Annotated in this window: 20 protein-coding genes; 13 read left to right on the top strand and 7 right to left on the bottom strand. The window is 60.5% G+C overall.

Features of this window, described 5'->3' with window-relative positions:
- Window positions 1-18 precede the first annotated feature (18 nt).
- On the bottom strand, window positions 19-1,440 hold the full coding sequence (locus tag PMI21_RS23655) for an aminotransferase-like domain-containing protein (protein WP_007934624.1): 1,422 nt from the start codon (window positions 1,438-1,440) through the stop codon (window positions 19-21).
- 179 nt (window positions 1,441-1,619) lie between these two features.
- Between PMI21_RS23655 and PMI21_RS23650 the strand changes: the two genes are divergently transcribed.
- Window positions 1,620-1,865 (top strand): DUF1127 domain-containing protein, encoded by a 246-nt coding sequence (locus PMI21_RS23650; RefSeq protein WP_007934625.1) that lies wholly within the window; start codon window positions 1,620-1,622, stop codon window positions 1,863-1,865.
- 51 nt (window positions 1,866-1,916) lie between these two features.
- On the opposite strand, the gene PMI21_RS23645 is transcribed toward PMI21_RS23650, so the two are convergent.
- Entirely contained in the window at window positions 1,917-3,230 is a 1,314-nt protein-coding gene (locus PMI21_RS23645) for an NAD(P)/FAD-dependent oxidoreductase (protein ID WP_007934626.1), read from the bottom strand.
- A gap of 147 nt (window positions 3,231-3,377) precedes the next feature.
- Between PMI21_RS23645 and PMI21_RS23640 the strand changes: the two genes are divergently transcribed.
- Entirely contained in the window at window positions 3,378-3,731 is a 354-nt protein-coding gene (locus tag PMI21_RS23640; protein ID WP_007934627.1) for a YkgJ family cysteine cluster protein, read from the top strand.
- Window positions 3,732-3,785: 54 nt separating this feature from the next.
- On the opposite strand, the gene PMI21_RS23635 is transcribed toward PMI21_RS23640, so the two are convergent.
- Window positions 3,786-4,274, bottom strand: a complete 489-nt coding sequence (locus tag PMI21_RS23635; RefSeq protein WP_003177284.1) for an Lrp/AsnC ligand binding domain-containing protein — start codon at window positions 4,272-4,274, stop codon at window positions 3,786-3,788.
- A 156-nt stretch (window positions 4,275-4,430) separates the two neighbouring features.
- Between PMI21_RS23635 and dadA the strand changes: the two genes are divergently transcribed.
- The 6 genes from dadA to PMI21_RS23605 all read left to right on the top strand — a co-directional run bounded on the left by dadA (window position 4,431) and on the right by PMI21_RS23605 (window position 10,577).
- Window positions 4,431-5,735 (top strand): D-amino acid dehydrogenase, encoded by a 1,305-nt coding sequence (dadA, locus tag PMI21_RS23630; RefSeq protein ID WP_007934630.1) that lies wholly within the window; start codon window positions 4,431-4,433, stop codon window positions 5,733-5,735.
- Window positions 5,707-6,060, top strand: a complete 354-nt coding sequence (locus PMI21_RS23625) for a RidA family protein (RefSeq protein WP_007934633.1) — start codon at window positions 5,707-5,709, stop codon at window positions 6,058-6,060. The genes dadA and PMI21_RS23625 overlap by 29 nt, the downstream gene beginning before the upstream one ends.
- A gap of 111 nt (window positions 6,061-6,171) precedes the next feature.
- On the top strand, window positions 6,172-7,245 hold the full coding sequence (gene alr, locus PMI21_RS23620; protein WP_007934635.1) for an alanine racemase: 1,074 nt from the start codon (window positions 6,172-6,174) through the stop codon (window positions 7,243-7,245).
- A 128-nt stretch (window positions 7,246-7,373) separates the two neighbouring features.
- On the top strand, window positions 7,374-7,922 hold the full coding sequence (locus tag PMI21_RS23615) for a cupin domain-containing protein (protein ID WP_007894746.1): 549 nt from the start codon (window positions 7,374-7,376) through the stop codon (window positions 7,920-7,922).
- A gap of 170 nt (window positions 7,923-8,092) precedes the next feature.
- Window positions 8,093-8,521, top strand: coding sequence for a c-type cytochrome (locus PMI21_RS23610; protein WP_007934643.1), 429 nt, complete (start codon window positions 8,093-8,095; stop codon window positions 8,519-8,521).
- Between the two features lie 130 nt (window positions 8,522-8,651).
- Entirely contained in the window at window positions 8,652-10,577 is a 1,926-nt protein-coding gene (locus tag PMI21_RS23605) for an acetyl-CoA hydrolase/transferase C-terminal domain-containing protein (RefSeq protein ID WP_007934645.1), read from the top strand.
- Window positions 10,578-10,666: 89 nt separating this feature from the next.
- On the opposite strand, the gene PMI21_RS23600 is transcribed toward PMI21_RS23605, so the two are convergent.
- The gene (locus tag PMI21_RS23600; protein WP_007934646.1) at window positions 10,667-11,239 is read right to left on the bottom strand and encodes a xanthine phosphoribosyltransferase; all 573 of its coding nucleotides are present in this window, start codon (window positions 11,237-11,239) and stop codon (window positions 10,667-10,669) included.
- Window positions 11,240-11,296: 57 nt separating this feature from the next.
- Window positions 11,297-13,306 (bottom strand): DNA helicase Rep, encoded by a 2,010-nt coding sequence (gene rep, locus PMI21_RS23595; protein WP_007934647.1) that lies wholly within the window; start codon window positions 13,304-13,306, stop codon window positions 11,297-11,299.
- A gap of 262 nt (window positions 13,307-13,568) precedes the next feature.
- Here rep and PMI21_RS23590 point away from each other — a divergent pair, with 262 nt between their 5' ends.
- On the top strand, window positions 13,569-15,233 hold the full coding sequence (locus tag PMI21_RS23590; RefSeq protein WP_007934648.1) for a putative bifunctional diguanylate cyclase/phosphodiesterase: 1,665 nt from the start codon (window positions 13,569-13,571) through the stop codon (window positions 15,231-15,233).
- A gap of 65 nt (window positions 15,234-15,298) precedes the next feature.
- On the opposite strand, the gene PMI21_RS23585 is transcribed toward PMI21_RS23590, so the two are convergent.
- Entirely contained in the window at window positions 15,299-16,696 is a 1,398-nt protein-coding gene (locus tag PMI21_RS23585; RefSeq protein ID WP_007934649.1) for a NorM family multidrug efflux MATE transporter, read from the bottom strand.
- Between the two features lie 157 nt (window positions 16,697-16,853).
- Between PMI21_RS23585 and PMI21_RS23580 the strand changes: the two genes are divergently transcribed.
- The 3 genes from PMI21_RS23580 (at window position 16,854) to PMI21_RS23570 (ending at window position 21,334) form a co-directional block, all read left to right on the top strand.
- The gene (locus tag PMI21_RS23580; RefSeq protein WP_007934652.1) at window positions 16,854-17,774 is read left to right on the top strand and encodes a LysR substrate-binding domain-containing protein; all 921 of its coding nucleotides are present in this window, start codon (window positions 16,854-16,856) and stop codon (window positions 17,772-17,774) included.
- 185 nt (window positions 17,775-17,959) lie between these two features.
- Window positions 17,960-19,936, top strand: a complete 1,977-nt coding sequence (locus PMI21_RS23575; protein ID WP_007934655.1) for a methyl-accepting chemotaxis protein — start codon at window positions 17,960-17,962, stop codon at window positions 19,934-19,936.
- Between the two features lie 183 nt (window positions 19,937-20,119).
- Window positions 20,120-21,334, top strand: coding sequence for an aldose 1-epimerase family protein (locus PMI21_RS23570; RefSeq protein WP_033063814.1), 1,215 nt, complete (start codon window positions 20,120-20,122; stop codon window positions 21,332-21,334).
- Between the two features lie 6 nt (window positions 21,335-21,340).
- Here the strand turns inward: PMI21_RS23570 and PMI21_RS23565 are convergent, their stop codons facing one another.
- A complete protein-coding gene (locus tag PMI21_RS23565) occupies window positions 21,341-22,834 on the bottom strand; it encodes a YifB family Mg chelatase-like AAA ATPase (protein ID WP_007934657.1) in 1,494 nt (497 codons plus the stop codon).
- A 452-nt stretch (window positions 22,835-23,286) separates the two neighbouring features.
- On the opposite strand from PMI21_RS23565, the gene PMI21_RS23560 reads away from it, so the two are divergent.
- Entirely contained in the window at window positions 23,287-23,550 is a 264-nt protein-coding gene (locus tag PMI21_RS23560; protein ID WP_007934658.1) for a HigA family addiction module antitoxin, read from the top strand.
- Window positions 23,551-23,671 lie beyond the last annotated feature (121 nt).

A 23,671-nucleotide genomic window follows, 5' to 3' on the forward strand; every position in this document is an offset into this window, starting at 1 on the left:
CTGGATCCCGCAGAAAGGTCAGTCGGTTTGCGCCAGCAGTTTGATCGCCGCCGCGCCGACCTTGCGCACCGCTTCTTCGATCTGCGGTGTGGGCTTGGCACCGTAGTTCATCCGCAGGCAATTACGGTATTTGCCCGAGGCGGAAAAGATACTGCCGACGGCAATCTGTACGCCCTGGTCATGCAGCGCACGATTGAGCTTCAGGGTATCGAAGCCCTCCGGCAGTTCGACCCACAACATAAAGCTGCCTTGTGGGCGACTGGCGCGAGTGCCGGCAGGGAAATAACGGGTGACCCAATCGATCATCGCGTCGCGATTGCGCTGGTATTGCGTACGCATCCGCCGTAAATGCGGTTCGAAGTGCCCAGCCTTGAGAAATTCGGCGATCGCAATCTGTGGTTGCGGCGCGGTGGAGCCGGTGCTGATGTATTTCATGTGCAGCACCCGTTCCAGATAACGCCCCGGCGCGACCCAGCCAATGCGCAGGCCCGGTGCCAGGGTCTTGGAAAACGAACTGCAAAGCAGAACGCGACCGTCTTCATCGAAGGATTTGATCGTGCGAGGACGTGGGTAGGTGTAGGACAGTTCGCCATACACATCGTCCTCGATAATCGCCACGTCAAAACGCTGTGCCAGTGTCAGCAACGCACGTTTGCGCGACTCCGGCATGATGTAGCCCAGCGGATTGTTGCAGTTGGGGGTCAACTGTATGGCCTTGATCGGCCATTGCTCCAATGCCAGTTCCAAAGCCTCGAGGCTGATCCCGGTGAGCGGGTCGGTGGGGATTTCCAGGGCTTTCATGCCCAGCCCCTTGAGCGTCTGCATGGCGCCGTGAAAGCTCGGCGAATCCACCGCCACAATGTCGCCGGGCTCACAAATGGCCCGGATGCTGGTGGATAGCGCTTCGTGGCAACCGGTGGTGACCACCAGATCGTTGGCGCTTAACTGGCAACCGGAGTCGAGCATCAGGCGGGCGATCTGTTCGCGCAGTTCGAGGGTGCCGCAGATGTTGTCGTAATACAGGCCTCGCATGTCCTGCTGGCGGCTGATTCGTGCCAGGTTGCGCAGCAGCGGTTTCATGGTCGGCGAGGTGATGTCCGGCATGCCGCGGCCCAGCTGCACGACATCCTTGCGCGGCACGGCGCGGATCAGCTCCAGCACCTGATCCCATTGCGAAATATCCACCGGGCGTTGGGCGGGGCGGCCAATCACCGGCAGTTCCGGCAGCTCGCGGCTCACCGGTACGAAATAGCCGGATTTGGGTTTGGGCATCGCCAGACCTACGTCTTCCAGCACGCGATAGGCCTGCTGCACCGTGCTCAGGCTGACCCCGTGCTCGACACTCAGCGCCCGCACCGAGGGCAGCCGGTCACCGGGGCGATAGAAGCCCTGTTCGATACGTGTGCCGAGCAACTCGGCGAGGTTGACGTAAAGGGTCATGGTGCAGTCTCGATGTGGGTGATTCGGTTAACCAATACAGATGGGGCAAAAATAAGCGATTCAGAGGCCGAAACAGAAAAGCTGTATGGAATTAATACTGCTCTGTTGAATCTGTAATGCTTTTTGCCGTCCGAGCATCATGAAAGCTCTGGCTACCCAAGTAAACAGGAGCGACGAAAATGAACGGCTTGAGCGATGTGCGGCTGACGTTACACAGTCAGGAACTGGCGGCAGGGCAACAGAACGGCGCGCGCGAGGCAATTATGCGCAACGCACCGTCCTGCCTGGGTCGCTGGGGTCTGTTCTGGCATCGTCTGCACACGCGTAAGGCGTTGTTGGAGCTGACGCCGGAGCAACTCAAGGATGTCGGGTTGAGTCGGGAGCAGGCGCGGGAGGAGGGGCTTAAACCTTTCTGGCGTCTGTGAGATGAACCGCGATCCCTTGCAGGAGCAGCCTTCGGCAGCTCCTGCAAGGGGTCAGGCCAGTTCTTTAAGGCGATGCCAAAGCATCCCCAACGCCAACAACGGCGAGCGCAAATGTTTGCCGCCTGGAAAGGTAATGTGCGGCACCTTGGCAAACAGATCGAAACCACCACTCTGCTGGCCGCTGATGGCTTCAGCCAGCAACTTGCCCGCCAAATGCGTGGCGTTTACGCCATGACCGGAATAGGCCTGGGCGTAATACACATTCGGCTGGTCCTTGAGCCGGCCGATCTGCGGCAGGCGATTGGCGCCGATGCCGATCATGCCGCCCCATTGATAATCGACCTTCACCCCGGCCAATTGCGGGAACACCGCCAGCATCTTCGGACGCATGTACGCGGCGATGTCTTTCGGATCGCGTCCTGAATAATGGCAGGCGCCGCCGAACAACAAGCGTCGGTCCGCCGAGAGGCGGTAATAATCCAGCGCTACCCGTTGATCGCAGACCGCCATGTTCTGCGGCAGCAGCGCGTGAGCCTGCTCTTCACTCAGTTGTTCGGTGGCGATGATGTAACTGCCGGCGGGCAGCACCTTGCCGCCAAGTTGCGGGTTGAGATCGTTGAGGTAGGCGTTGCAGCCCAGCACCAGGGTCTTGGCGCGGACCGTGCCCCGGGCGGTGTGGACCTTGACCTCGGGGCCATAATCGATGCGGGTTACCGCCGATTGTTCGAACAGTTTCACGCCCAATTGCCGGGCGGCTGCCGCTTCGCCCAGTGCCAGGTTCAGTGGGTGTAGATGCCCGGAACCCATGTCGATCAAACCGCCTGCATAGCGATCGGAACCCACCACGCTGTGCATTTCGTTGGCTTGCAGCAGACGGGTTTCGTAACGGTAACCGAGGCTGCGCAGCTCGATGGCGTCTTCGGCGAAGCCTTCCAGGTCGTGGGCTTTGTTGGCGAGGTCACAGTAACCCCAGGTCAGGTCGCAAGGGATCTGAAATCGCTCGATCCGCTGTCGGACGATTTCCACCGCTTCCAGCCCCATCAGTTTCATCTGACGCACACCGTCTGCACCGATCACGTTGGTGAACTGATCGAGGCCATGGCCGACGCCGCGAATCAATTGCCCGCCATTGCGTCCGCTGGCGCCCCAACCGATCTTGTGCGCCTCCAGCAGCACCACGCGCAAGCCTCGTTCGGCCAGTTCGAGCGCCGTGTTCAGCCCTGAGAACCCGCCGCCCACCACGCACACGTCTGCAACCAGCTCGCCTGTGAGCGCCGGAAGGTCGGGTTGCGGCAGGCTGCTGGCGGCGTAATAAGAGGCGACGTGCCGGTGGTTAGGGGCAGGTTGCTGAACGGGGGCGTTCATGTACGTCATCCTGATTCTTGTGTTTGAAAAAGTTGACGGAGCATAAGCCGCCCCTTCGGATGCGGGCAACATTGGTCGGTTGGCGCTGTCTGGATCGGGGCTTTTGCGTCAGAATCCCGGTCTATTCCGCATTTGGTCACCGTTTCGATGAGCTGCAACAGTCAGAAAATTCGCACGCTGCGCCAGCAGATTCCCACCTTCGAGTGCGTGCCCGGCTGCCATGACTGCTGTGGGCCGGTCACCACCTCGCCCGAAGAAATGTCCCGCCTGCCGCGCAAGACACGGGCTGAGCAGGACGCAGCGATGGACGAACTCAATTGCGTCCATCTGGGGCCCAACGGCTGCACGGTGTATGACGAGCGACCATTGATCTGTCGTCTATTCGGTACCACCAAGACGTTGCCTTGCCCCAATGGGCGGCGACCGGTGGAGCTGATTCATCCGCGGGTCGAGAAGCAGATTCACGAATACATGGCCAGTACCCGGCAGGTGTTGGTGTAGGGGGGATCGTTCCCACGCAGAGCGTGGGAATGATCGGGCAGGTAAAACAATGTCTCAATCCGGAATCGGCAGGCTCAAGCTCTCTTTCACTTCTTCCATCACGATATAGCTCTTGGATTCGCGCACATGCGGCAACTTGAGCAGGATGTCGCCCAGCAGTTTGCGGTACGAAGCCATCTCGGAAATCCGCGCTTTCACCAGATAGTCGAAGTCCCCTGACACCAGATGGCATTCCAGTACGTGGGGCAGTTTCAGTACCGCGCGTCGGAACTCTTCGAAAGTATCGCCGGATTTGTAGTCGAGGCTGATCTCGACGAACACCAACAGACTACCCTTCAGGTGCTGCGGATTCAGCCGGGCGTTGTAGCCCATGATGATCCCTTCGCGCTCCAGGCGCCGTACCCGTTCAGTGCAGGGCGTGGTGGAGAGGCCGACCTTTTCCCCCAGTTCGGTGAAGGAAATGCGCCCGTCCGCTTGCAGGATCCGCAGGATGTTGCGGTCGATCTTGTCCAGCTCACGTTTGGTCTGTGTGTTGGTTCGCATAGGGGATGCGCCTCCGTGAAAAGGGTTTTTGCCGAGAATTGTCGCCAAATATAGGCACTTATATAGTGAAAAGCACTGGCTAATCTTTTTTAAACTGCCCACATCTTCGGTCTGCACAATAAACGTCAGCGGTAAGCCGCGATGAGGGATATGAAAATGCGCGTTCTGGTCTTGGGTAGCGGCGTCATCGGTACCGCCAGTGCCTATTATCTGGCACGAGCCGGCTTTGAAGTGACGGTCGTGGACCGTCAGCCAGCGCCGGCCATGGAAACCAGTTTCGCCAACGCCGGGCAGGTTTCGCCGGGTTATGCCTCGCCGTGGGCCGCGCCGGGCGTACCGCTCAAAGCCATCAAGTGGCTGTTGCAGCGTCACGCGCCATTGGCGATCAAGGCCACCGCCGACGTCGACCAATACCTGTGGATGGCGCAGATGCTGCGTAACTGCACCGCCAGCCGTTACGCGGTGAACAAGGAACGCATGGTCCGCCTGTCCGAGTACAGCCGCGACTGCCTCGACGAATTGCGCGCCGAAACCGGTATTGCCTACGAAGGCCGCAGCCTGGGGACTACCCAGCTGTTCCGCTCCCAGGCGCAGCTCGATGGCGCCGCTAAAGACATCGCCGTGTTGAAAGAGTCCGGTGTGCCGTTCGAACTGCTCGACCGCGCCGGCATTGCTCGGGTCGAACCAGCCCTGGCCAGCGTCACCGACATCCTCGCCGGTGCCTTGCGCCTGCCGAACGACCAGACCGGCGACTGCCAGATCTTCACCACCCGCCTGGCCGAAATGGCCGTAAAACTGGGTGTGGATTTCCGCTTCGGCCAGGACATCCAGCGCCTCGACTTCGCCGGTGATCGCATCAACGGCGTGTGGATCGACGGCAAGCTGGAAACCGCCGACCGTTACGTGCTGGCGCTGGGCAGCTACTCGCCGCAACTGCTCAAGCCGTTGGGCATCAAGGCCCCGGTGTATCCGTTGAAGGGTTACTCGCTGACCGTGCCGATCATTAACCCGGCGATGGCCCCGACGTCGACCATTCTCGACGAGACCTACAAGGTTGCGATCACTCGTTTCGACAACCGCATCCGCGTCGGTGGCATGGCGGAAATCGCTGGTTTTGACCTGTCGCTGAACCCGCGTCGGCGTGAAACCCTGGAGATGATCGTCAACGACCTTTATCCTCAGGGCGGCAATCTGCCCGAAGCGAGCTTCTGGACCGGCCTGCGTCCGACCACCCCGGACGGCACGCCGATTGTCGGTGCCACGCCATTCAAAAACCTGTTCTTGAATACGGGCCACGGCACGCTTGGCTGGACCATGGCTTGTGGTTCCGGTCGTTTGCTGGCTGACCTGATGGCCAAGAGAACGCCGCAGATCAGCGCCGAAGGCCTCGATATTTCCCGTTATGGCAACAAACTCAAGGAGTCTGCAAAACATGTCAGTCCAGCGCCAGCTCACCAATGAGCGCATGAGCCAGATCGTCGTCCATAACGGTACCGTGTATCTGGCAGGGCAGGTCGGCGACGACATGAGCGCCGGGATTGAACAGCAAACCCGTGAAACCCTCGCCAACATCGAGCGTTTGCTGGATCTGGCCGGAACGGACAAGAACCGCCTGCTGTCGGTGACGATTTACCTGAAAGATATCGACGCGCACTTCGCAGGCATGAATTCGGTGTGGGACCAGTGGCTGCCCAAAGGCGTCGCACCAGCCCGCGCGACGGTCGAAGCGAAGCTGTGCGAACCGCACATCCTGGTCGAGCTGTCGGTTGTCGCCGCGCTGCCATAAACGCTCCACCCTAAAGTAATTCAGAAAGATCCCTCTCCCGGCGCTGTTGGCGGTTCACGCTGTCAGCCAGCGCCGGTTTTTTCTCCAATGACCGACTAGAAGTCTGCCGCCATGCGTCCTGCCCGTGCCCTGATCGATCTTCAAGCCCTGCGTCACAACTACCGGATTGCCCGTGAAGTCACGGGTGCCCGTGCCCTCGCGGTGATCAAGGCCGATGCCTATGGCCATGGCGCGGTGCGTTGCGCCCAGGCGCTGGAAGCCGAGGCGGACGGCTTTGCCGTGGCGTGCATCGAAGAAGCCCTGGAGCTGCGCGTTGCCGGTATTCGTGCGCCGGTGTTGTTGCTGGAAGGTTTTTTCGAAGCCGATGAATTGGCGCTGATCGTCGAGCATGACTTCTGGTGTGTGGTGCATTCGTTGTGGCAGCTCGAAGCCATCGAAAAAGCCGCGCTGAGCAAACCGATCACGGTGTGGCTCAAGCTCGACTCCGGCATGCATCGTGTCGGCCTGCATCCGGCGGATTATCAGGCGGCGTATCAGCGGCTGCTGGCCAGCGGCAAAGTGGCGAAAATCGTGCTGATGAGTCACTTTGCCCGCGCCGATGAACTGCACTGCCAGGCCAGCGTCGATCAGGTCGCGGTATTCGAGGCGGCGCGTCAGGGGTTGGCGGCCGAAATCAGCCTGCGTAACTCGCCGGCAGTGCTTGGTTGGCCGCAGATTCCGAGCGATTGGGTACGCCCAGGCATCATGCTCTACGGCGCAACGCCGTTCGAAGAGGCCAATGCCGTGGCGTCCCGCCTGCAACCGGTGATGACTCTGGAATCGAAAGTGATTTGTGTGCGTGAACTGCCGGCCGGCGAGCCGATTGGTTACGGCGCGAAATTCGTCACCCCCAAGCCGATGCGTGTGGGTGTGGTGGCGATGGGGTATGCCGACGGTTATCCGCGCCAGGCCCCGAGCGGCACGCCGGTGTTGGTGGCCGGGCAGCGTAGTCAGTTGCTGGGTCGGGTATCGATGGACATGCTCTGCGTCGACCTGACCGACGTGCCGCAAGCCGGCCTCGGTTCTCCCGTCGAGTTGTGGGGCAAAAATATCCTCGCCAGTGACGTCGCGACGGCCGCCGACACGATTCCTTATCAGATCTTCTGCAACCTGCGACGGGTACCGCTGCTCTATTCCGGGGCCTGACAAACAGCGCTCCCGACCGAAAGTCGCTTCGCCAGGCTGGATTCAGGCGCAAGTGTTGTAAATACTGAACGCTGTCGCCATGATAACGCTCAATATTCCTGCAACTTGAATCCCTGGAGGCGCAAGCATTGGACGTCGGTGAACGACTGCAATCGATCCGTAAGCTCAAAGGTCTTTCCCAGCGTGAGCTCGCCAAACGCGCGGGTGTTACCAACAGCACCATATCGATGATCGAGAAGAACAGCGTCAGCCCCTCGATCAGTTCGCTGAGGAAAGTCCTGGGCGGGATTCCCATGTCCATGGTCGAGTTCTTTTCCGAAGAAATCCTGCAGGAAAAGCCGACTCAGATCGTCTACAAAGCGCACGAACTGATCGATATTTCCGATGGCGCAGTGACCATGAAGCTGGTCGGTCGGGCTCACCCGAGCCGGGCGATCGCGTTCCTCAACGAAATCTACCCGCCAGGCGCCGACACCGGTGACGAGATGCTCACCCATGAGGGCGAGGAAACCGGGATTCTGGTGGAAGGTCGGCTGGAGCTGGTGGTCGGGCTCGAAACATTTGTGCTCGAGGCCGGCGACAGCTACTACTTTGAGAGTACCAAGCCGCACCGTTTCCGGAATCCGTTCGATGCCCCGGCGCGACTAATCAGCGCAGCTACTCCAGCGAACTTCTAAGAGAAGAGGCGTCGTGCCCGGATTGCGCAGACGCCCATGCGGTATTTCCGCCCTGGGATAAGACCCCTTCGACTTTGGGGTTGTTTCAGTGTGGCGGGCTTACCGCTATACTTGCGCCCGCCTGCGAACCGTGGCTGCAGGCGTGACTAGCCACCATTGAGGGTGTACGCGTGAACCTAATTATGAAAATGCTGGCCGCACCAGCAACCGTATTGGCCCTTTGGGCAGTCAGCGCACAAGCTGCGACCAACGACGATATCGCTAAACGTCTTGAACCAGTCGGCCAGGTTTGTGTTCAGGGTAAAGAATGCAAGGGGATGGAAGTCGCTGCTTCGGTTGGCGGCGGTGCAGCGAAAACTCCCGACGAAATTATTGCCAAACACTGCAATGCTTGCCATGGCACCGGCCTGTTGGGCGCACCCAAGATCGGTGATGCCGCAGACTGGAAAAAACGCGCCGATAAAGAAGGCGGCACCGCTGCTGGCTTGGCGAAGGTAGCGTTGAGCGGGCTCAATGCGATGCCGCCAAAAGGCACATGCAGTGACTGCGAATTGAAAGACCTTGAAGGCGCCATCCAGAAGATGTCTGGCCTGAAATAAGCCCGTCTTCAACGAAAAGCCGCTTGCGAGCGGCTTTTTTGTGCCTGCGATTTGCCTGAGGCTATTCTTTGCAGCAAAGACCCGGCAAGCTCGGTCCAACCCCAAATCATGGAACGGGCGGGAGGATCAGATGGTGCAGTTGTGTTCTATCGAGCAGGCGGTCGATGACGTCCTGGCACGGTTGCCGGCGCATATCCACATGGGCCTGCCGCTGGGGCTGGGCAAACCCAACCACTTCGTCAACGCGCTGTATCAACGCGTCGCGCAACTGCCCGAGCGGCAGCTGACGGTCTATACCGCCCTGTGCCTGGGACGTCCGCCCTTGGGCGATGGCTTGCAAAAGCGCTTCCTCGAACCCTTCGTCGAGCGGGTGTTTGGCGATTACCTGGAACTGGATTTCCTCGCCGACTTGCATCGCGACAGCCTGCCGAACAACATCCACATTCAACAATTCTTCATGCAGCCGGGCAGCCTGCTGAACAGCAACCCAGCCCAGCAGGATTACGTCAGCAGCAATTACAGCCACGCCGCGCGGGACATCAATGCCGCCGGTTTGAACCTGGTGGCGCAATTGGTCGCCAGCCACAGCGAACATCCCGATCGCCTGAGCCTGAGCTGCAACCCGGACATCACCCTCGATCTGTTGCCGATGATCGCCAAACGCCGGGCGGCGGGGGAGACGGTCCTGATGGTGGGCCAGGTGCACAACGATTTGCCGTACATGCCTGGCGATGCGGAAATCGGCATCGACACCTTCGACCTGCTGATCGATGCGAAGGACAACACCACGTTGTTCTCCACGCCGAACATGCCGGTGGGTTTCCAGGATCACCTCATCGGGCTGCACGCCAGCACACTGGTACGCGATGGCGGCACCTTGCAGATCGGCATCGGCGCCATGGGCGACGCCCTGACGGCGGCGTTGCTGGCGCGGCAGGCGGACAACGACGGTTACAAGGCGTTGCTGGCGGACCTTGATCTCAGCCAGTGGGCGCAGTTGATCGAGCGCGAAGGCGGCGTTGATCCGTTCGCCAAGGGCCTGTATGGCTGCAGCGAAATGTTCGTCAACGGCTTGCTGGTGCTGGCCGACGCAGGGATCGTACGGCGCAAGGTCTACCCGGAGGTGTCGACCCAGCAGCAGGCCAACGCCGGCACGCTGAACGAGGCGGCGCAAACCGACGGCATCTCGGTGCATGGCGGGTTTTTCCTCGGGCCACGCAGTTTCTACGAGCGCTTGCGCGGGTTGCCGCAGAGCAAGCGGCTCGAATTCAACATGACCCGCATCAGCTACATCAACGAGCTCTATGGTCAGGAAGAGCTCAAACGCTTGCAGCGCCTTGATGCGCGCTTCATCAACACCGTGTTCACCATGACGTTGCTCGGTGCGGGCGTGGCGGATCAGCTCGAAAACGGGCGGGTGTTGAGCGGCGTCGGTGGGCAATACAACTTCGTCGCCCAAGGCCATGCGCTGGAAGGCGCGCGCTCGATCCTGCTTCTGCGCAGTTGGCGCGAGTCGGGCGGTGAAGTCAGTTCAAACATCGTTTGGGAATACGGCCATTGCACGATCCCGCGGCACCTGCGGGACATCGTTGTCACCGAGTACGGCATCGCCGATTTGCGGGGCAAGACCGACGCGGCGGTGATCGAGGCGTTGCTCAATATCAGTGACTCACGCTTCCAGTCGGGGCTGATCGAGCAGGCGCAAAACGTTGGCAAGTTGCCGAAGCATTTCCGCCTCGATCCGCGTTTCGCCGACAACAGCCCACAGCGTTTACAGGCCATTCAGGCGCGGCATTCGAATCTGTTTCCGGAATATCCGTTGGGCTGCGATTTCACCGCCCAAGAGCGGGACCTGTTGCGGGCGCTGAACTGGTTGAAGAGCAAGTTCAAGCTCACGGAGATTCTGGAGTTGGGCAAGGCGGCGCTGGATGCGCCAGAACCTTCGGAGTTTCCCGTGCATCTGGAGCGGATGCAGCTGACGAACCCTGAGGGATTGAAAGAGGATTTGTTTCAGCGGTTGCTGCTCATTGGCCTCAAAGCCACCGCGCAAACCTGATCGTTCCCACGCTCTGCGTGGGAATGCAGCCCGGGACGCTCTGCGTCCCATTCGAAAGCCGGAGCGTGGGAACGATCATTGCGGGAGGGTTATTCGATGAAGGTTACAACGCCATCCTTCAGCGACTGCACCCGCGCCAACGATTCAACCCGATAACCCTGGGCATCCAGTTCCGCACGGCCACCCTGAAACGACTTCTCGATCACGATGCCCAAACCGGCCACGGTCGCGCCGGCCTGTTTGATGATCGAGATCAGCGCTTGCGACGCCTTACCGTTGGCCAGGAAGTCGTCGATGATCAGCACGCGGTCGCTGCTGGTCAGGTGACGCGGGGAAATCGCCACGGTGCTTTCGGTTTGCTTGGTGAACGAGTAAACAGTCGCCGACAGCAGGTTTTCAGTCAGGGTCAGGGACTGATGCTTGCGCGCGAAAATCACCGGTACGCCAAGGTTCAGGCCGGTCATGATCGCAGGCGCTATACCCGAGGCTTCGATGGTGACGATCTTGGTGATGCCCGAGTCCTTGAACAGCGTGGCAAATTCGTCGCCGATCAGCTTCATCAGCGCCGGGTCGATCTGGTGGTTCAGAAAAGCGTCGACTTTCAGGACCTGGTCGGAAAGCACGATGCCTTCTTCGCGAATTTTCTTGTGCAGTGCTTCCATGAAGCTGTCCTCTGTAGGCGTCTTTTGCGCCGAAGGTCTAAATAAAAGTGGTCAATTCTAGCGCTTTAACATCGCGCGTATATCCGCCAATGCGCTGTTGCCGCGAACGGCTTTGACTTCGGTCGGGGTGTCGTCGTTGCCTTCCCAGGCCAGGTCGTCCGGCGGCAGTTCATCGAGGAAGCGGCTGGGCGCACAGTCGATGATCTCGCCGTATTGCTTACGCTTGGCGGCGAAGGTGAAAGCCAGCGTCTGACGCGCTCGGGTAATCCCGACGTAGGCCAGGCGGCGTTCCTCTTCGATGGTGTCGGCTTCGATGCTGGAGCGGTGCGGGAGGATTTCCTCTTCCATGCCCATGATGAACACGTAAGGGAATTCCAGCCCCTTGGAGGCGTGCAAGGTCATCATCTGCACACCTTCGGCGCCGTCTTCCTCTTCCTGCTGACGTTCCAGCATGTCGCGCAGCACGAGTTTGCCGATGGCGTCTTCGACGGTCATCTCGCCTTCTTCGTCTTTTTCCAGCGTGTTCTTCAGCGCCTCGATCAGGAACCAGACGTTACCCATGCGGTAATCGGCGGCCTTGTCGCTGGAGCTGTTGGTGCGCAGCCAGTTCTCGTAGTCGATGTCCATGACCATGCTGCGCAGGGCGGAGATCGGGTCTTCGCCGGCGCACTGCTCGCGGACCTTGTCCATGAAACGCTTGAAGCGCGACAGGCGATCGGTGAAGCGGCTGTCCAGGTGTTCGCCCAGGCCGATTTCGTCGGTGGCGGCGTACATCGAGATTTTGCGCTCGGTGGCGTAGTTGCCCAGCTTCTCCAGTGTGGTCGAACCGATCTCCCGGCGTGGGACGTTGATCACCCGCAGGAAGGCGTTGTCGTCGTCCGGGTTCACGATCAGGCGGAAGTAGGCCATCAGGTCCTTCACTTCCTGACGTCCGAAAAAGCTGTTGCCGCCGGACAGTCGGTAAGGCACCTGGTGATGCTGCAGCTTCAGCTCGATCAGCTTGGCCTGGTAGTTGCCGCGATACAGGATCGCGAAATCGCTGTAGGGCCGGTCGGTGCGCAAGTGCAGGCTGAGGATTTCCACGGCCACGCGCTCGGCTTCGGCGTCCTCGTTGCGGCAGCGGATCACGCGGATCTCGTCGCCGTGACCCATTTCACTCCACAGCTGCTTTTCGAACTCGTGCGGGTTGTTCGAAATCAGCACGTTGGCGCAGCGCAGGATGCGGCTGGTGGAGCGGTAGTTTTGCTCCAGCATCACCACTTTCAGGGACGGGTAATCGTCCTTGAGCAGCATCAGGTTTTCCGGGCGGGCGCCGCGCCAGGCGTAGATCGACTGGTCGTCGTCACCTACCACGGTGAACTGGTTGCGTTTGCCGATCAGCAGTTTAACCAGCAAATACTGGCTGGCGTTGGTGTCCTGGTATTCGTCCACCAGCAGGTAGCGGACCTTGTTCTGCCATTTTTCCAGGATGTCGTCGTGTTCCTGGAACAGTTTTACCGGCAGCAGGATCAGGTCGTCGAAGTCCACCGCGTTGAACGCCTTGAGCGTGCGCTGGTAGTGGGTGTAGACGATGGCGGCGGTCTGTTCCTTGGGGTTGCGTGCGTTTTCCAGGGCTTCGGGCGGCAGGATCAGGTCGTTTTTCCAGGCGCCGATCATGTTCTTGATCTCGTCGACGCCGTCGTCGCCCGAGTATTCCTTCTGCATGATGTCGGTCATCAGGGCTTTGACGTCGGTCTCGTCGAAGATCGAGAAGCCCGGTTTGTAGCCCAGCCGCACGTGTTCCTTGCGGATGATGTTCAGGCCCAGGTTGTGGAAGGTGCAGACCGTCAGGCCGCGGCCTTCACCGCCCTTGAGCAGCGTGCCGACCCGTTCCTTCATCTCTCGCGCGGCCTTGTTGGTAAAGGTCATGGCGACGATGTACTGGGCACGGATGCCGCAGCTCTGGATCAGGTGCGCAATCTTGCGGGTGATCACGCTGGTCTTGCCGGAGCCTGCACCGGCGAGCACCAAAAGAGGGCCGCCGACGTAGCTCACGGCTTCTTGCTGCCGGGGATTGAGTCGGGACATACGAAATCAGGGAGTCGTTAGCGAAATGGGCCGGCATTTTAACAGGCTCAGCGAATTGTGCTGCTCTCTCCGACTTGTGACGCAGCACGCTATCTCTATTTGCCGGTTTTGATACTTTCACGCAGGATGCGCATTGAATTTGCGTCTACTGTTCGTAATCAGGGCACAAAGTCGTGTTTGATAACCGGTGTCATTTGGTCATTGGTTACCCGAGCGGCATAATGCGCGCCGCCTACATCTTTGCAGAGTCTAGGGAGCTAGCTTGTCTACGCCTGTCGAACCCTTGCGTTTGCTGCTACTGGCCCAAGAGCCGGCGTGGGCAGCGTTGTTGCGCGAGTGTCTGGCTCCGATGGGGAGTTCGGCCGTGCTGCTCAGCGCGCCGAGCTGGGAGTCGGTCAGCAACCTGTTCGATGACAACCGCAGCGCGGTGTTGTTGACGATTCCTGCTCTGCAGCCGGCACCCGGCCGTTGCAACCTGCCGACGGTGTTGCTGCTCGAACACGAGCCGCTGGCGCCGCCCGACGGTGTGAGCGACTGGCTGGTGCGCAATCTGCTGGATCCCGGCATGTTGCGCCGCTGCCTGCGTCATGTGCGCGAGCGCGGCGTGCTGGAAAACACCTTGCAACGCCTGGCCGAGCAGGATCCGTTGACCGGCATCGCCAACCGTCAGGGTTTCCAGACCTTGCTGGCGGCGCGTCTGGCGGAAAACGACGGCCGCGGCCTGGCCCTCGGTCACCTCGACCTCGACAACTTTCGACACGCCAACGACGCCCTCGGCCATCAGGCTGGCGACCGGTTGATCCTGCAAGTGGTCTCGCGGCTGAAAAGCCAGCTGGAGGCCGGCGATCAATTGGCGCGGCTGGGCAGCGATGAGTTCGCCCTGCTGATCGACACCCGCCGCGCTCCTCAGCGCGCTGAATGGATGGCCGAACGGATTACCGAAGCCTTGTCCGAGCCCTACTGGATCGACGGCGAAAGCCTGTTGATCGGTTCCAGCCTCGGTATTGCCCACGCCCGAGCGCAGGCTGGTGCTGACCCGCTGATGTGGCACGCACACATCGCCATGCAGCAGGCCAAGAGTACCCAAGGCTGCACCTTTCACATCTTCAACGAGCGGATCAATCGCAATGCCCGCAGCATCGCCGACCTTGAAAGCGAGCTGCGCCGGGCCTTGCGCCGCGATGAGCTGGAGTTGCATTACCAGCCACGCCTGAACCTTGAGGACGGCCAGATCGTCGGCCTCGAAGCCTTGGTGCGCTGGCGTCATGGCGAACGCGGTTTGCTGCCCCCCAGCGAATTCGTGCCACTGGCCGAGCAAAGCGGCTTGATCGTGCCGCTGGGTTACTGGGTGATTTCCCGGGCCCTGCGGGACATGCAGGCGTTGCGTGAGCGGGGTCTGCCGGCGCTGCACATGGCGATCAACCTGTCGTTCCGGCAGTTCCAGGACAGCCAATTACTGTCGACCCTGAGCCGGCTGATTGCCGAGCGTGGCGTCGAGGCGCAATGGCTGGAATTCGAACTGACCGAAACCGCGGTGATGCGTCGCAGCGATCTGGTCAAGCAGACCATGGATGCCCTCGGGCGCCTCGGCGTGCGCTTTTCGCTGGACGATTTCGGCACCGGGTTCTCTTCGTTCGTGCACCTGAACAGCCTGCCGATTGCCTTGCTGAAGGTCGACAAGAGCTTTGTCGGCGGCATGGAAGAACGGGAAGAGAATCGCAAACTGGTGCACGCCATGATCAACCTGGCGCACAACCTCAACCTTGAAGTGGTTGCCGAAGGCGTGGAAACCCCGGAGCAGCTGGATTTATTGCGCGGGTTTGGGTGCGATCAGGTGCAGGGGTATCTGATCAGCAAGCCGTTGCCGTTGGCGGAATTGGTTGAGTACCTGACGTTCGGTTCCAGCCAGCAGGTTGTGCTGGCTTAACGACGTCCTGTAGGAGCGAGCGGTGCGGCGATCCGACTTGCCCGCACCGCTCGCTCCTACAGGGTTTAATCAGGCTGGGTGATTTGGAAGCTCGGCTGTGACGATGGCTCGCGCCGAATCATCCGCGTCATCTTCCACTCAAACGCCAGCGTCAGGCTCACCGCCGAACACGCCAGCCCCAGCGCCAACCCCCACCAGACGCCCGTCGGCCCCCAGTTCAAATGGAAGGCCATCCACCACGCGGCCGGCGCACCAATCAGCCAATAGCAGCCCAAACCCACCAGGAACGTGGTCTTGGCATCCTTGAGCCCGCGAATGCAGCCCATGGCAATGGTTTGCGTGCCGTCGAACAGCTCGAACCACGCCGCCACCGCCAGCAGGCTCACGGCCAGTTCGATGACCGGGCGAAAGGCCGGGTCGTTGTGGTCCAGGAACAAGCCGATCAACTGATTCGGCAGCAGCCAGAAGACCATCGCAAACCCCAGCATCGACACAGCCCCGAAGGCGATGCCGACCCGTCCGGCCAGCCGCGCATCCAGCAATTGCCCGGCGCCGTAATGCTGGCCGATGCGCATGGTGATCGCATAGGAAAGCCCCGCCGGCACCATGAACGCCACCGAGACAATTTGCAGGGCGATCTGGTGCGCCGCCAGTTGCGTACTGCCCATGGTGCCCATGCACAGCGCGGCGAAGGCAAACAGGCCGACTTCCACCGCATAGGTGCCGCCAATCGGCAGGCCCAGGCGCCACAACTCCTTCAAGTACTGACGATTGGGCCGCGACAGCCCCTGGCGCAACGGATAAGCGTCATAGGCCGGGTGTCGACGAATGTGCAGGGCGAGCGCCAGCGCCATGAGGTTGGCCACGATCGCTGTGACCAGACCGATGCCCATCAGGCCCATTTTTGGCAGACCGAACATGCCGGTGATCAACGCGTAGTTGAGCAGGAAGTTGGCCACGGTGCCGCCGAGGCTGATGACCATCACCGGCGTCGCCCGACCGATTGCGCTGGTGAAGCCGCGCAGCGCCATGAAACTCAGGTAGCCGGGCAGGGCGAACGGCAGGATCAACAGAAATTGGCCGGCAGCCTGGACGTTGGTTGCGGTCTGGCCGAACAGCAGCAACACCGGTTTTAGGTTCCACAGCAGCAGACCCGCCACCAGCGCCATCAACCAGGCCAGCCACAACCCGGCCTGGGTCAGCCGCGCCGCGCCGATAATATCGCCCGCGCCCTGACGGATCGCCACCAGGGTGCCGACCGCCGCGATCACGCCAATGCAGAAGATCGACACGAACGAATAGGTCGCCGCACCCAGACCGCCGCCGGCCAGTGCCTCGGGACTCAGGCGCGCCATCATCAAGGTGTCGGTGAGGACCATCAACATGTGCGCCAACTGCGAGGCAATCAACGGCCCCGCCAGCCGCAGGATGGCCCAGAGTTCAATACGCGCTGGATGCTGCATGATCATCACGCTCGATTGTCAGAGAGAACAGGAAGCGTCGATTCTCGGCGCTCTGCGGGGTTTCCACAAAGGGATAAAAAGGATGGGTGGCATGATTAAAACTCATGCTAAGGACTTTCTGATAAGTTGAGGCAACCGCGCTATAGGAGCTTTCCCAATGTCTCGTCGTCTTCCTCCCTTGTATGCCCTTCGAGCATTCGAAGCAGCGGCGCGGCATAGCTCGTTTACCCGCGCCGCCGAAGAATTGTCGATCACGCAAAGTGCGGTCAGTCGACACATTCGTACGCTCGAAGAGCATTTCGCCTGCCGGCTATTCCATCGCAGCGGGCGCAACCTGCAACTGACCGAGTCAGCGCGGCTGATCCTGCCCGGCATTCGCGAAGGCTTCACCGCCCTCGAGCGGGCCTGCAATACCTTGCGCGCCGAAGACGACATCCTGCGCATGAAAGCCCCGTCTACCCTGACCATGCGCTGGCTGTTGGCGCGGCTCAGTCGCTTTCGCCACCTGCGACCGGGGAACGAGGTGCAATTGACCAGTGCCTGGATGGACATCGATACGGTGGACTTCAACCACGAACCCTTCGACTGCGCCGTCATCCTCAGCAACGGGCATTTTCCACCGGACTGGGAGACGACTTTGCTGTTCCCCGAAGAGCTGATTCCGGTGGGCGCGCCGAATCTGCTGAAGGATCAACCGTGGGACGTTGCGCGCCTGGCCAGCACCGAACTGCTGCACCCGACGCCGGACCGCCGTGACTGGCGCAACTGGCTGGAGCGCATGGGCCTGAGCGATCAGGTCTCGCTCAAGGGCGGGCAGGTGTTCGACACCCTGGAGCTGGGCATGATCGCTGCCGCCCGCGGCTACGGTGTATCCATGGGCGATTTACTGATGGTGGCGGAGGATGTCGCGCAGGGACGTCTGAGTTTGCCGTGGCCGACAGCCGTCGCCAGTGGTGAGAATTATTACCTGGTCTGGCCGAAAACCCGCCCGGGAGGTGAACGTTTGCGCCGGCTTAGCGATTTCCTGCAAGGCGAAGTCCGGGCCATGGAATTACCCGATGTCGAACGCTTGGGCTGAATCGATGGAGCCGCTGCAATGGCGGCCTTGAGCCATATCCCCGTTAATCACTCAAGTATTCAGTTTTGCCGCCGAAAATCTGCTGATGGAACCTTCGTGCCAGGCTCCACGTTTTCCCCACTATCAGAAATTTTGCCGAGTGCGACGGGATCAGGATGATCCGGCCCACTGGGCCAGGAGCTGTCATGTCTCAACCTCGTGCTCGGATTGCCTCACAGCTGGGTCTTGCGCTTGCCGTGATACTGGCGGTTGTCATCAGCGGCAGCACCGTGTTTGCCCTGCGCTCGCTGGACGCCGCCAACCTCGCCACCCGCGAAGAGCACCTGGCCAGCGAGGCACGGCTGCTGGCCGATCAGCTGAGCACGTTCCACGGCACGTTGCGTGAAAGTACCCAGCGCCTCAGCGGTCTGTTCGAGAAGCGCTTCAGCGCCGGTCTGAGCGTGCACCCGGATGAGCCGGTGGCCGTGGCGGGCGTGCAGACCCCGGGCCTGCACCTGGGCGGCGAAGTGTTGAACAACAACTTCAAGGAAGTGGACGAGTTCAAACAAATGACTGCCGGCGTTGCGACGCTGTTCGTGCGCAGTGGCGAAGACTTCATTCGGGTCAGCACGTCCCTGAGCAAACAGGACGGCACCCGGGCCATCGGCACATTGCTGGATCACGCTCACCCGGCTTATATGCGCTTGATGGCCGGGCAGAGCTACGTCGGCCGCGCCTTGCTCTTCGAACGGTCCTACATGACTCAGTACACCCCCGTACGCGACAGCGGCGGTAAGGTGATTGCCGTGCTGTTCGTAGGATTCGATTACACCGACGCACAGAACGCTCAGTTCGAAAACCTCAAACGCTTCCGCATCGGCCAGACCGGCTCCCTGGCGCTGCTCGATGAGCAGAACAAATGGCTGGTGCCGATCGCCGGTGTGCAAGCGTTGGATGTGGCAGTCCCGGCCATCGTCGGTCTGGCCAAGACACCGGGCAAGGGCGATTTCTGGAGCGACACGTCGCAAGACTTCTACAGCATTGCCGTGCCGTTCGAAGGCGGGCCGTGGTCGGTGGTGGCGAGCATGCCGAAAGCCGAAATCCGCGCGGTGACCTGGAGCGTCGGCATTCGACTGGCCATCGGCAGCCTGCTGGCGATGTTGCTGGCGGTGGGCGCGGCGGTCTGGTTGCTGCGCAGCAAACTGGCACCGCTGGGTGATCTGGTACGGCAGGCCGAAGCCTTGGGCGCCGGTGATTTGAGCGTGCGCCTGAACGTGTCGAGCAACGACGAAATCGGTCAGTTGGCCCGCGCCTTCAACCAGATGAGTCAGGCCTTGTCGACCATGGTCGAGCACATTCGTAGAGCCTCGGAAGAGGTCAACAGCCGTGCCCAGGCGTTGTCTGGCTTGTCCGGTGGTGCCTATGAAGGGATGGAGCAGCAGTCCGGCGAAATCACCAGCATGGCTGGCGCCGTGGAAGAATTCAGCGCCACCTCGCTGAACATCGCCGACAACATGGGCAACACCCAGCGTTTGGCGCAGGAAAACGCACAGCAAACCCAGATCGGTCGTACGTCGATGGACGAAGCGTCCTCGTCCCTGGAGCAAATCGCCGGTGCGCTGAACAGCACCGCGACAGTGATCAACACCTTGGGGCAGCGCTCCCAGGAAATTGGCGGCATTGTCGGGGTGATCACCGCTATCGCCGAGCAAACCAATTTGCTGGCGCTCAACGCTGCCATCGAAGCCGCCCGTGCCGGTGAACAAGGTCGTGGGTTTGCGGTGGTGGCCGATGAGGTGCGCAACCTGGCCTCACGTACTCGCCAGGCCACTGACGAAATATCCGGGATGATCCAGAGTATCCAGCAGGAAACCGGCAACGCGATCAGCACCATGGAGCAGGGTAACGTTCTGATGCAGGAAGGCCTGTCGCGCAACGCCAACGTCGCCTCGGCGCTGGCGCGGATCGATGAGCAAAGCCGCTCGGCTGGTCAGCAGTTCGCCGCCATCACCACCGCGACCCAGGAACAAAGCAGCACCGCGACCTTGCTCAGCAGCAACCTGCAAAGTATCGCTTTGGCGAACAGTGAGCAGCGGGAGGTGGTGTCGAACCTGGCGGTGACTGCCAAAGAGCTGGAGAAGCTTGCGGCAGACTTGCGGCATGAGGTTGACCGGTTCCGCTGAGGCGCTGCCGAAATCGCCATCGCGAGCAGCCTCGCGATGGCGATCGACTCAATTCTGCGCGTTATCCACAAGCCCCGTATCGACGAACTCTTGGTGTTTGTCGCCGTTATCTCGATTTTTATGCTTGCTGAAACGTTTCTTCAAGTTTATAAAAATGGCACAACTCCAATAAAGGCTGCTGCCATGACCCCGCTCAAACTCTTCGTTGCCCTCAGCGCATTGTCCGCTGCTTCCCACGCCATGGCCTGGGATTACGTCCTGCTCGATACCGACAAAGCCGCCCAGAACTGGCAGATCACCAGCCAGCAACTCGGCGTGAAAACCGGTAAACCCTTCTCCGTGACCCTGCGCACCTTGCATGGCGGTCGGCAGGAGGGCGTCAGCATCGTCGACATCGATAACGGCGCGATGAAACTCTCGGTGGTACCGACTCGCGGCATGAACGTCTTGCAGGCCTCGGTCGGCAATGTGCGCATGGGCTGGGATTCGCCGGTCAAGGAAGTGGTCAATCCGTCCTTCATCGAACTCAACGGCCGCGGAGGCCTGGGCTGGCTGGAAGGTTTCAATGAACTGGTCACCCGCTGCGGCTACGAATGGGTCGGCCATCCCGGCATGGACAACGGTGAACTGCTGACCCTGCACGGTCGCGCCGCCAACATCCCGGCCAACAAAGTCACCCTGCACATCGATGAAAAACCGCCATACGCCATCAGCCTGCGCGGCGAGCTGAAAGAGCAGGCCTTCAAGAAAGTCGACTTCTCCGTCGCGACCGAACTGGTTACCGAGCCCGGCAGCGTAGTGTTCGCCCTCAACGACACCCTGACCAACAACGGCGACTACCCGAAGGAATACCAGGCGCTGTATCACAGCAACTTCAGCACCCCGTTCCTGGAACAGGGCGCCCGTTTCGCCGCTCCGGTGAAGCAGGTGTCGCCGTTCAACGACAAAGCCAAAGGCGATCTGCCGGACTGGCAAACCTACCGCGCGCCGACCAAGGACTACGACGAAACGGTTTACAACGTGGTGCCGTACGCCGATGCCAAGGGCGATACGTTGACTGTGCTGCATAACAAGGCTGGCAGCCTGGGTGTCTCGGTCGGCTTCAACACGCAAACCCTGCCGGTGTTCTCGCTGTGGAAAAACACCGATACCCAAGGCCAGGGCTATGTCACGGGGCTGGAGCCGGGAACGAGTTTTTCCTACAACCGCCGGTATCAACGGCCACTGAACCTGGTACCGACGATTGGGCCGAAGGAACACAAGCAGTTCCGCATCAGCTACAGCTTGCTGGCAGACAAAGCCGCTGTGGATAAGGCGTTGAAACGGGTGAACGAGATTCAGGGTGGGCGGGAGACTGAGGTGCGGCAGACGCCGTTGGTTGATCTGACCAAGGGGTGACACCGACTAGAGCGTTGTCGGCCGATATTGCAGCGCTTCGGCCAGGTGTTCACGGGTGATGCCATCGACTTGTTCAAGGTCCGCCAGAGTGCGAGAGACCTTGAGCAGTCGATGGGCCGCACGAAGGGACAAAGTCAGTCGTTCACACGCCGTTTCCAGCCAGGTCTCGTCAATTGTGGATAACTTGCAGTGCTTGCGCAGGCCCGGTAAATCGAGAAATGCATTGGCACAGCCCTGGCGTTTCTGTTGCCGCTCTCGTGCATCGGCGACCAGCGCGGCCGAGGTCGCGGTGTCGTCGCCGGGCTTCGACGCTGGATTCAGCGCCGTGGCTTCGCGAGCAACCGTCAGGTGCAGATCGATGCGGTCCAGCAGCGGCCCCGACAGCTTGTTGCGATAGCGCTGCACCATGTCTGGCGTACAGGAGCAGCGGCCGCTTGGCTCGCCAAGATATCCACAGGGGCAGGGGTTCATTGCAGCCACCAATTGAAAGCGCGCCGGAAAGCGTACGCGGTCCTTGGCGCGGGAAATCACGATGTGGCCGGACTCCAGCGGCTCCCTCAGTACCTCCAATACCTTGCGATCAAATTCCGGGAGTTCATCGAGGAACAGCACGCCATGGTGGGCAAGGGTGATTTCGCCGGGTTGCGGTTTCGAGCCGCCGCCCACCAGTGCGGGACCTGAAGCGGAGTGGTGTGGCTGTCGGAAGGGACGCTGCGGCCAATGACTCAACGGAACACAACTGGCGACGGATTGAATCGCTGCGACTTCCAGCGCTTCGTTCTCGGCCAATGGCGGTAACAGTCCCGGCAGACGACTCGCCAACAACGTTTTTCCCGTCCCCGGCGGCCCGCTGAACAACAGGTTATGAGCCCCCGCCGCCGCAATCAGCAAGGCTCGCTTGGCTGCAAGTTGCCCTTGAACTTCATTCAAGTCTGGATAGGGTTTGCTGGCGTAGAGCAAACCGTTGGAAGCGTAAGGTTCGATGGGCGTGTGGCCATTGAAATGCGCGACCGCTTGAAGCAGATGATCCACCGCAATCACCTTCAACCCCGACGCCAGGCATGCCTCCTCGGCATTCGCTCGCGGCACCACCAGCGTGCGCCCCGCCTTGCGTGCTGCCAGCGCCGCCGGCAACACCCCGCGAACCGCCCGCACCGCGCCCGACAACGCCAGCTCTCCCAGGCACTCCACGTCATCCAGCGTCAACGTCGGCACCTGCACACTGGCCGACAGAATCCCCAGGGCAATCGCCAGATCGAACCGCCCGCCATCCTTCGGTAAATCCGCCGGGGCGAGATTCAAGGTGATGCGCCGCGCCGGAAATTGCAGCCCCGAATTGATGATCGCGCTACGTACCCGGTCCTTGCTTTCCTTTACCGCCGCCTCGGGCAGCCCGACCATGGTCAGCGACGGCAAGCCGTTGGCCAGATGCACTTCTACGGTGACGGCGGGCGCATCCACGCCAACTTGGGCGCGGCTGTGGACGATGGATAGGGACATGGTCGTTCCTTGAGCTGACAGGGACCGCTTCCTGCGGTTTTTGAAGGGTAGTAGGAGAGGGGCGCTTTAGCGTGGCAGAAGAGCCGCCAAACTTTCGCAGGATGTTGCTGGGGACGGTGAGTTGATTCCAGTCAGTTAAGCCATAACGGGATCCGTAGCAGCTGGCGGAGCCTGCGTTCGACTGCGCAGCAGTCGTAAAATCAGATCACGCGGTGTATCAGGCAGATCGTTCAACTTGGATTTACGACTGCTGCGCAGTCGAACGCAGCCTTCGGCAGCCGCTACAAAGGTTCTGTCGCGGCTGGTATTTAGGCGTAATCAGCCGCTGCAGCTAGTTTTTTTGTAGGACCGGGCCTGGATAGATGAAGGACTTCGGTGAAAGGGTTCGGAGGCTCTTGTCGGATCGGAGTAGCTGCTTATGATCACAGCTAATCGAGCCCTTAGGAGGGGAGATGAGCAATTCTGGAATGCGGCCGATTCATCCAGGTGAAATCCTGAAAACGGAATTTCTTGAGCCACTGGGTATTACAGCGGATGGTTTGGCTAGTTCGTTGAATGAGGTCGCGGGTGAAGTGAGCGCCCTTTTGATGCAGGAGAGAGGTGTAGGCCCTGACCTTGCCGAGAGGCTTTCCATTTACCTGAACACCACGCCCGAGTTCTGGCTAAACCTGCAATCGACCTACGATCTGCGTAAAGCGGAAATCGAGCGTGGTTGAACTTCGGGTACTTAAAAAGACTGCATCACCCGCGAAGCCCGTTTCCACCAAGACGCATTGACCACACTCCGTGGCCGGGACCACGTTGTGAGTCAGCCATTGAATGATCGTTCCCACGCTC

Source organism: Pseudomonas sp. GM18 (assembly GCF_000282195.1).
In the GTDB taxonomy this organism is placed as follows: Bacteria; Pseudomonadota; Gammaproteobacteria; order Pseudomonadales; family Pseudomonadaceae; genus Aquipseudomonas.

Bases quoted from the DNA above. Each gene is read 5' to 3' on its own strand.
- PMI21_RS23655 (WP_007934624.1), bottom strand. From the start codon at position 1,440: ATGACCCTTTACGTCAACCTCGCCGAGTTGCTCGGCACACGTATCGAA.
- PMI21_RS23650 (WP_007934625.1), top strand. From the start codon at position 1,620: ATGAACGGCTTGAGCGATGTGCGGCTGACGTTACACAGTCAGGAACTG.
- PMI21_RS23645 (WP_007934626.1), bottom strand. From the start codon at position 3,230: ATGAACGCCCCCGTTCAGCAACCTGCCCCTAACCACCGGCACGTCGCC.
- PMI21_RS23640 (WP_007934627.1), top strand. From the start codon at position 3,378: ATGAGCTGCAACAGTCAGAAAATTCGCACGCTGCGCCAGCAGATTCCC.
- PMI21_RS23635 (WP_003177284.1), bottom strand. From the start codon at position 4,274: ATGCGAACCAACACACAGACCAAACGTGAGCTGGACAAGATCGACCGC.
- dadA (WP_007934630.1), top strand. From the start codon at position 4,431: ATGCGCGTTCTGGTCTTGGGTAGCGGCGTCATCGGTACCGCCAGTGCC.
- PMI21_RS23625 (WP_007934633.1), top strand. From the start codon at position 5,707: ATGTCAGTCCAGCGCCAGCTCACCAATGAGCGCATGAGCCAGATCGTC.
- alr (WP_007934635.1), top strand. From the start codon at position 6,172: ATGCGTCCTGCCCGTGCCCTGATCGATCTTCAAGCCCTGCGTCACAAC.
- PMI21_RS23605 (WP_007934645.1), top strand. From the start codon at position 8,652: ATGGTGCAGTTGTGTTCTATCGAGCAGGCGGTCGATGACGTCCTGGCA.
- PMI21_RS23600 (WP_007934646.1), bottom strand. From the start codon at position 11,239: ATGGAAGCACTGCACAAGAAAATTCGCGAAGAAGGCATCGTGCTTTCC.
- rep (WP_007934647.1), bottom strand. From the start codon at position 13,306: ATGTCCCGACTCAATCCCCGGCAGCAAGAAGCCGTGAGCTACGTCGGC.
- PMI21_RS23585 (WP_007934649.1), bottom strand. From the start codon at position 16,696: ATGCAGCATCCAGCGCGTATTGAACTCTGGGCCATCCTGCGGCTGGCG.
- PMI21_RS23580 (WP_007934652.1), top strand. From the start codon at position 16,854: ATGTCTCGTCGTCTTCCTCCCTTGTATGCCCTTCGAGCATTCGAAGCA.
- PMI21_RS23575 (WP_007934655.1), top strand. From the start codon at position 17,960: ATGTCTCAACCTCGTGCTCGGATTGCCTCACAGCTGGGTCTTGCGCTT.
- PMI21_RS23570 (WP_033063814.1), top strand. From the start codon at position 20,120: ATGACCCCGCTCAAACTCTTCGTTGCCCTCAGCGCATTGTCCGCTGCT.
- PMI21_RS23565 (WP_007934657.1), bottom strand. From the start codon at position 22,834: ATGTCCCTATCCATCGTCCACAGCCGCGCCCAAGTTGGCGTGGATGCG.
- PMI21_RS23560 (WP_007934658.1), top strand. From the start codon at position 23,287: ATGAGCAATTCTGGAATGCGGCCGATTCATCCAGGTGAAATCCTGAAA.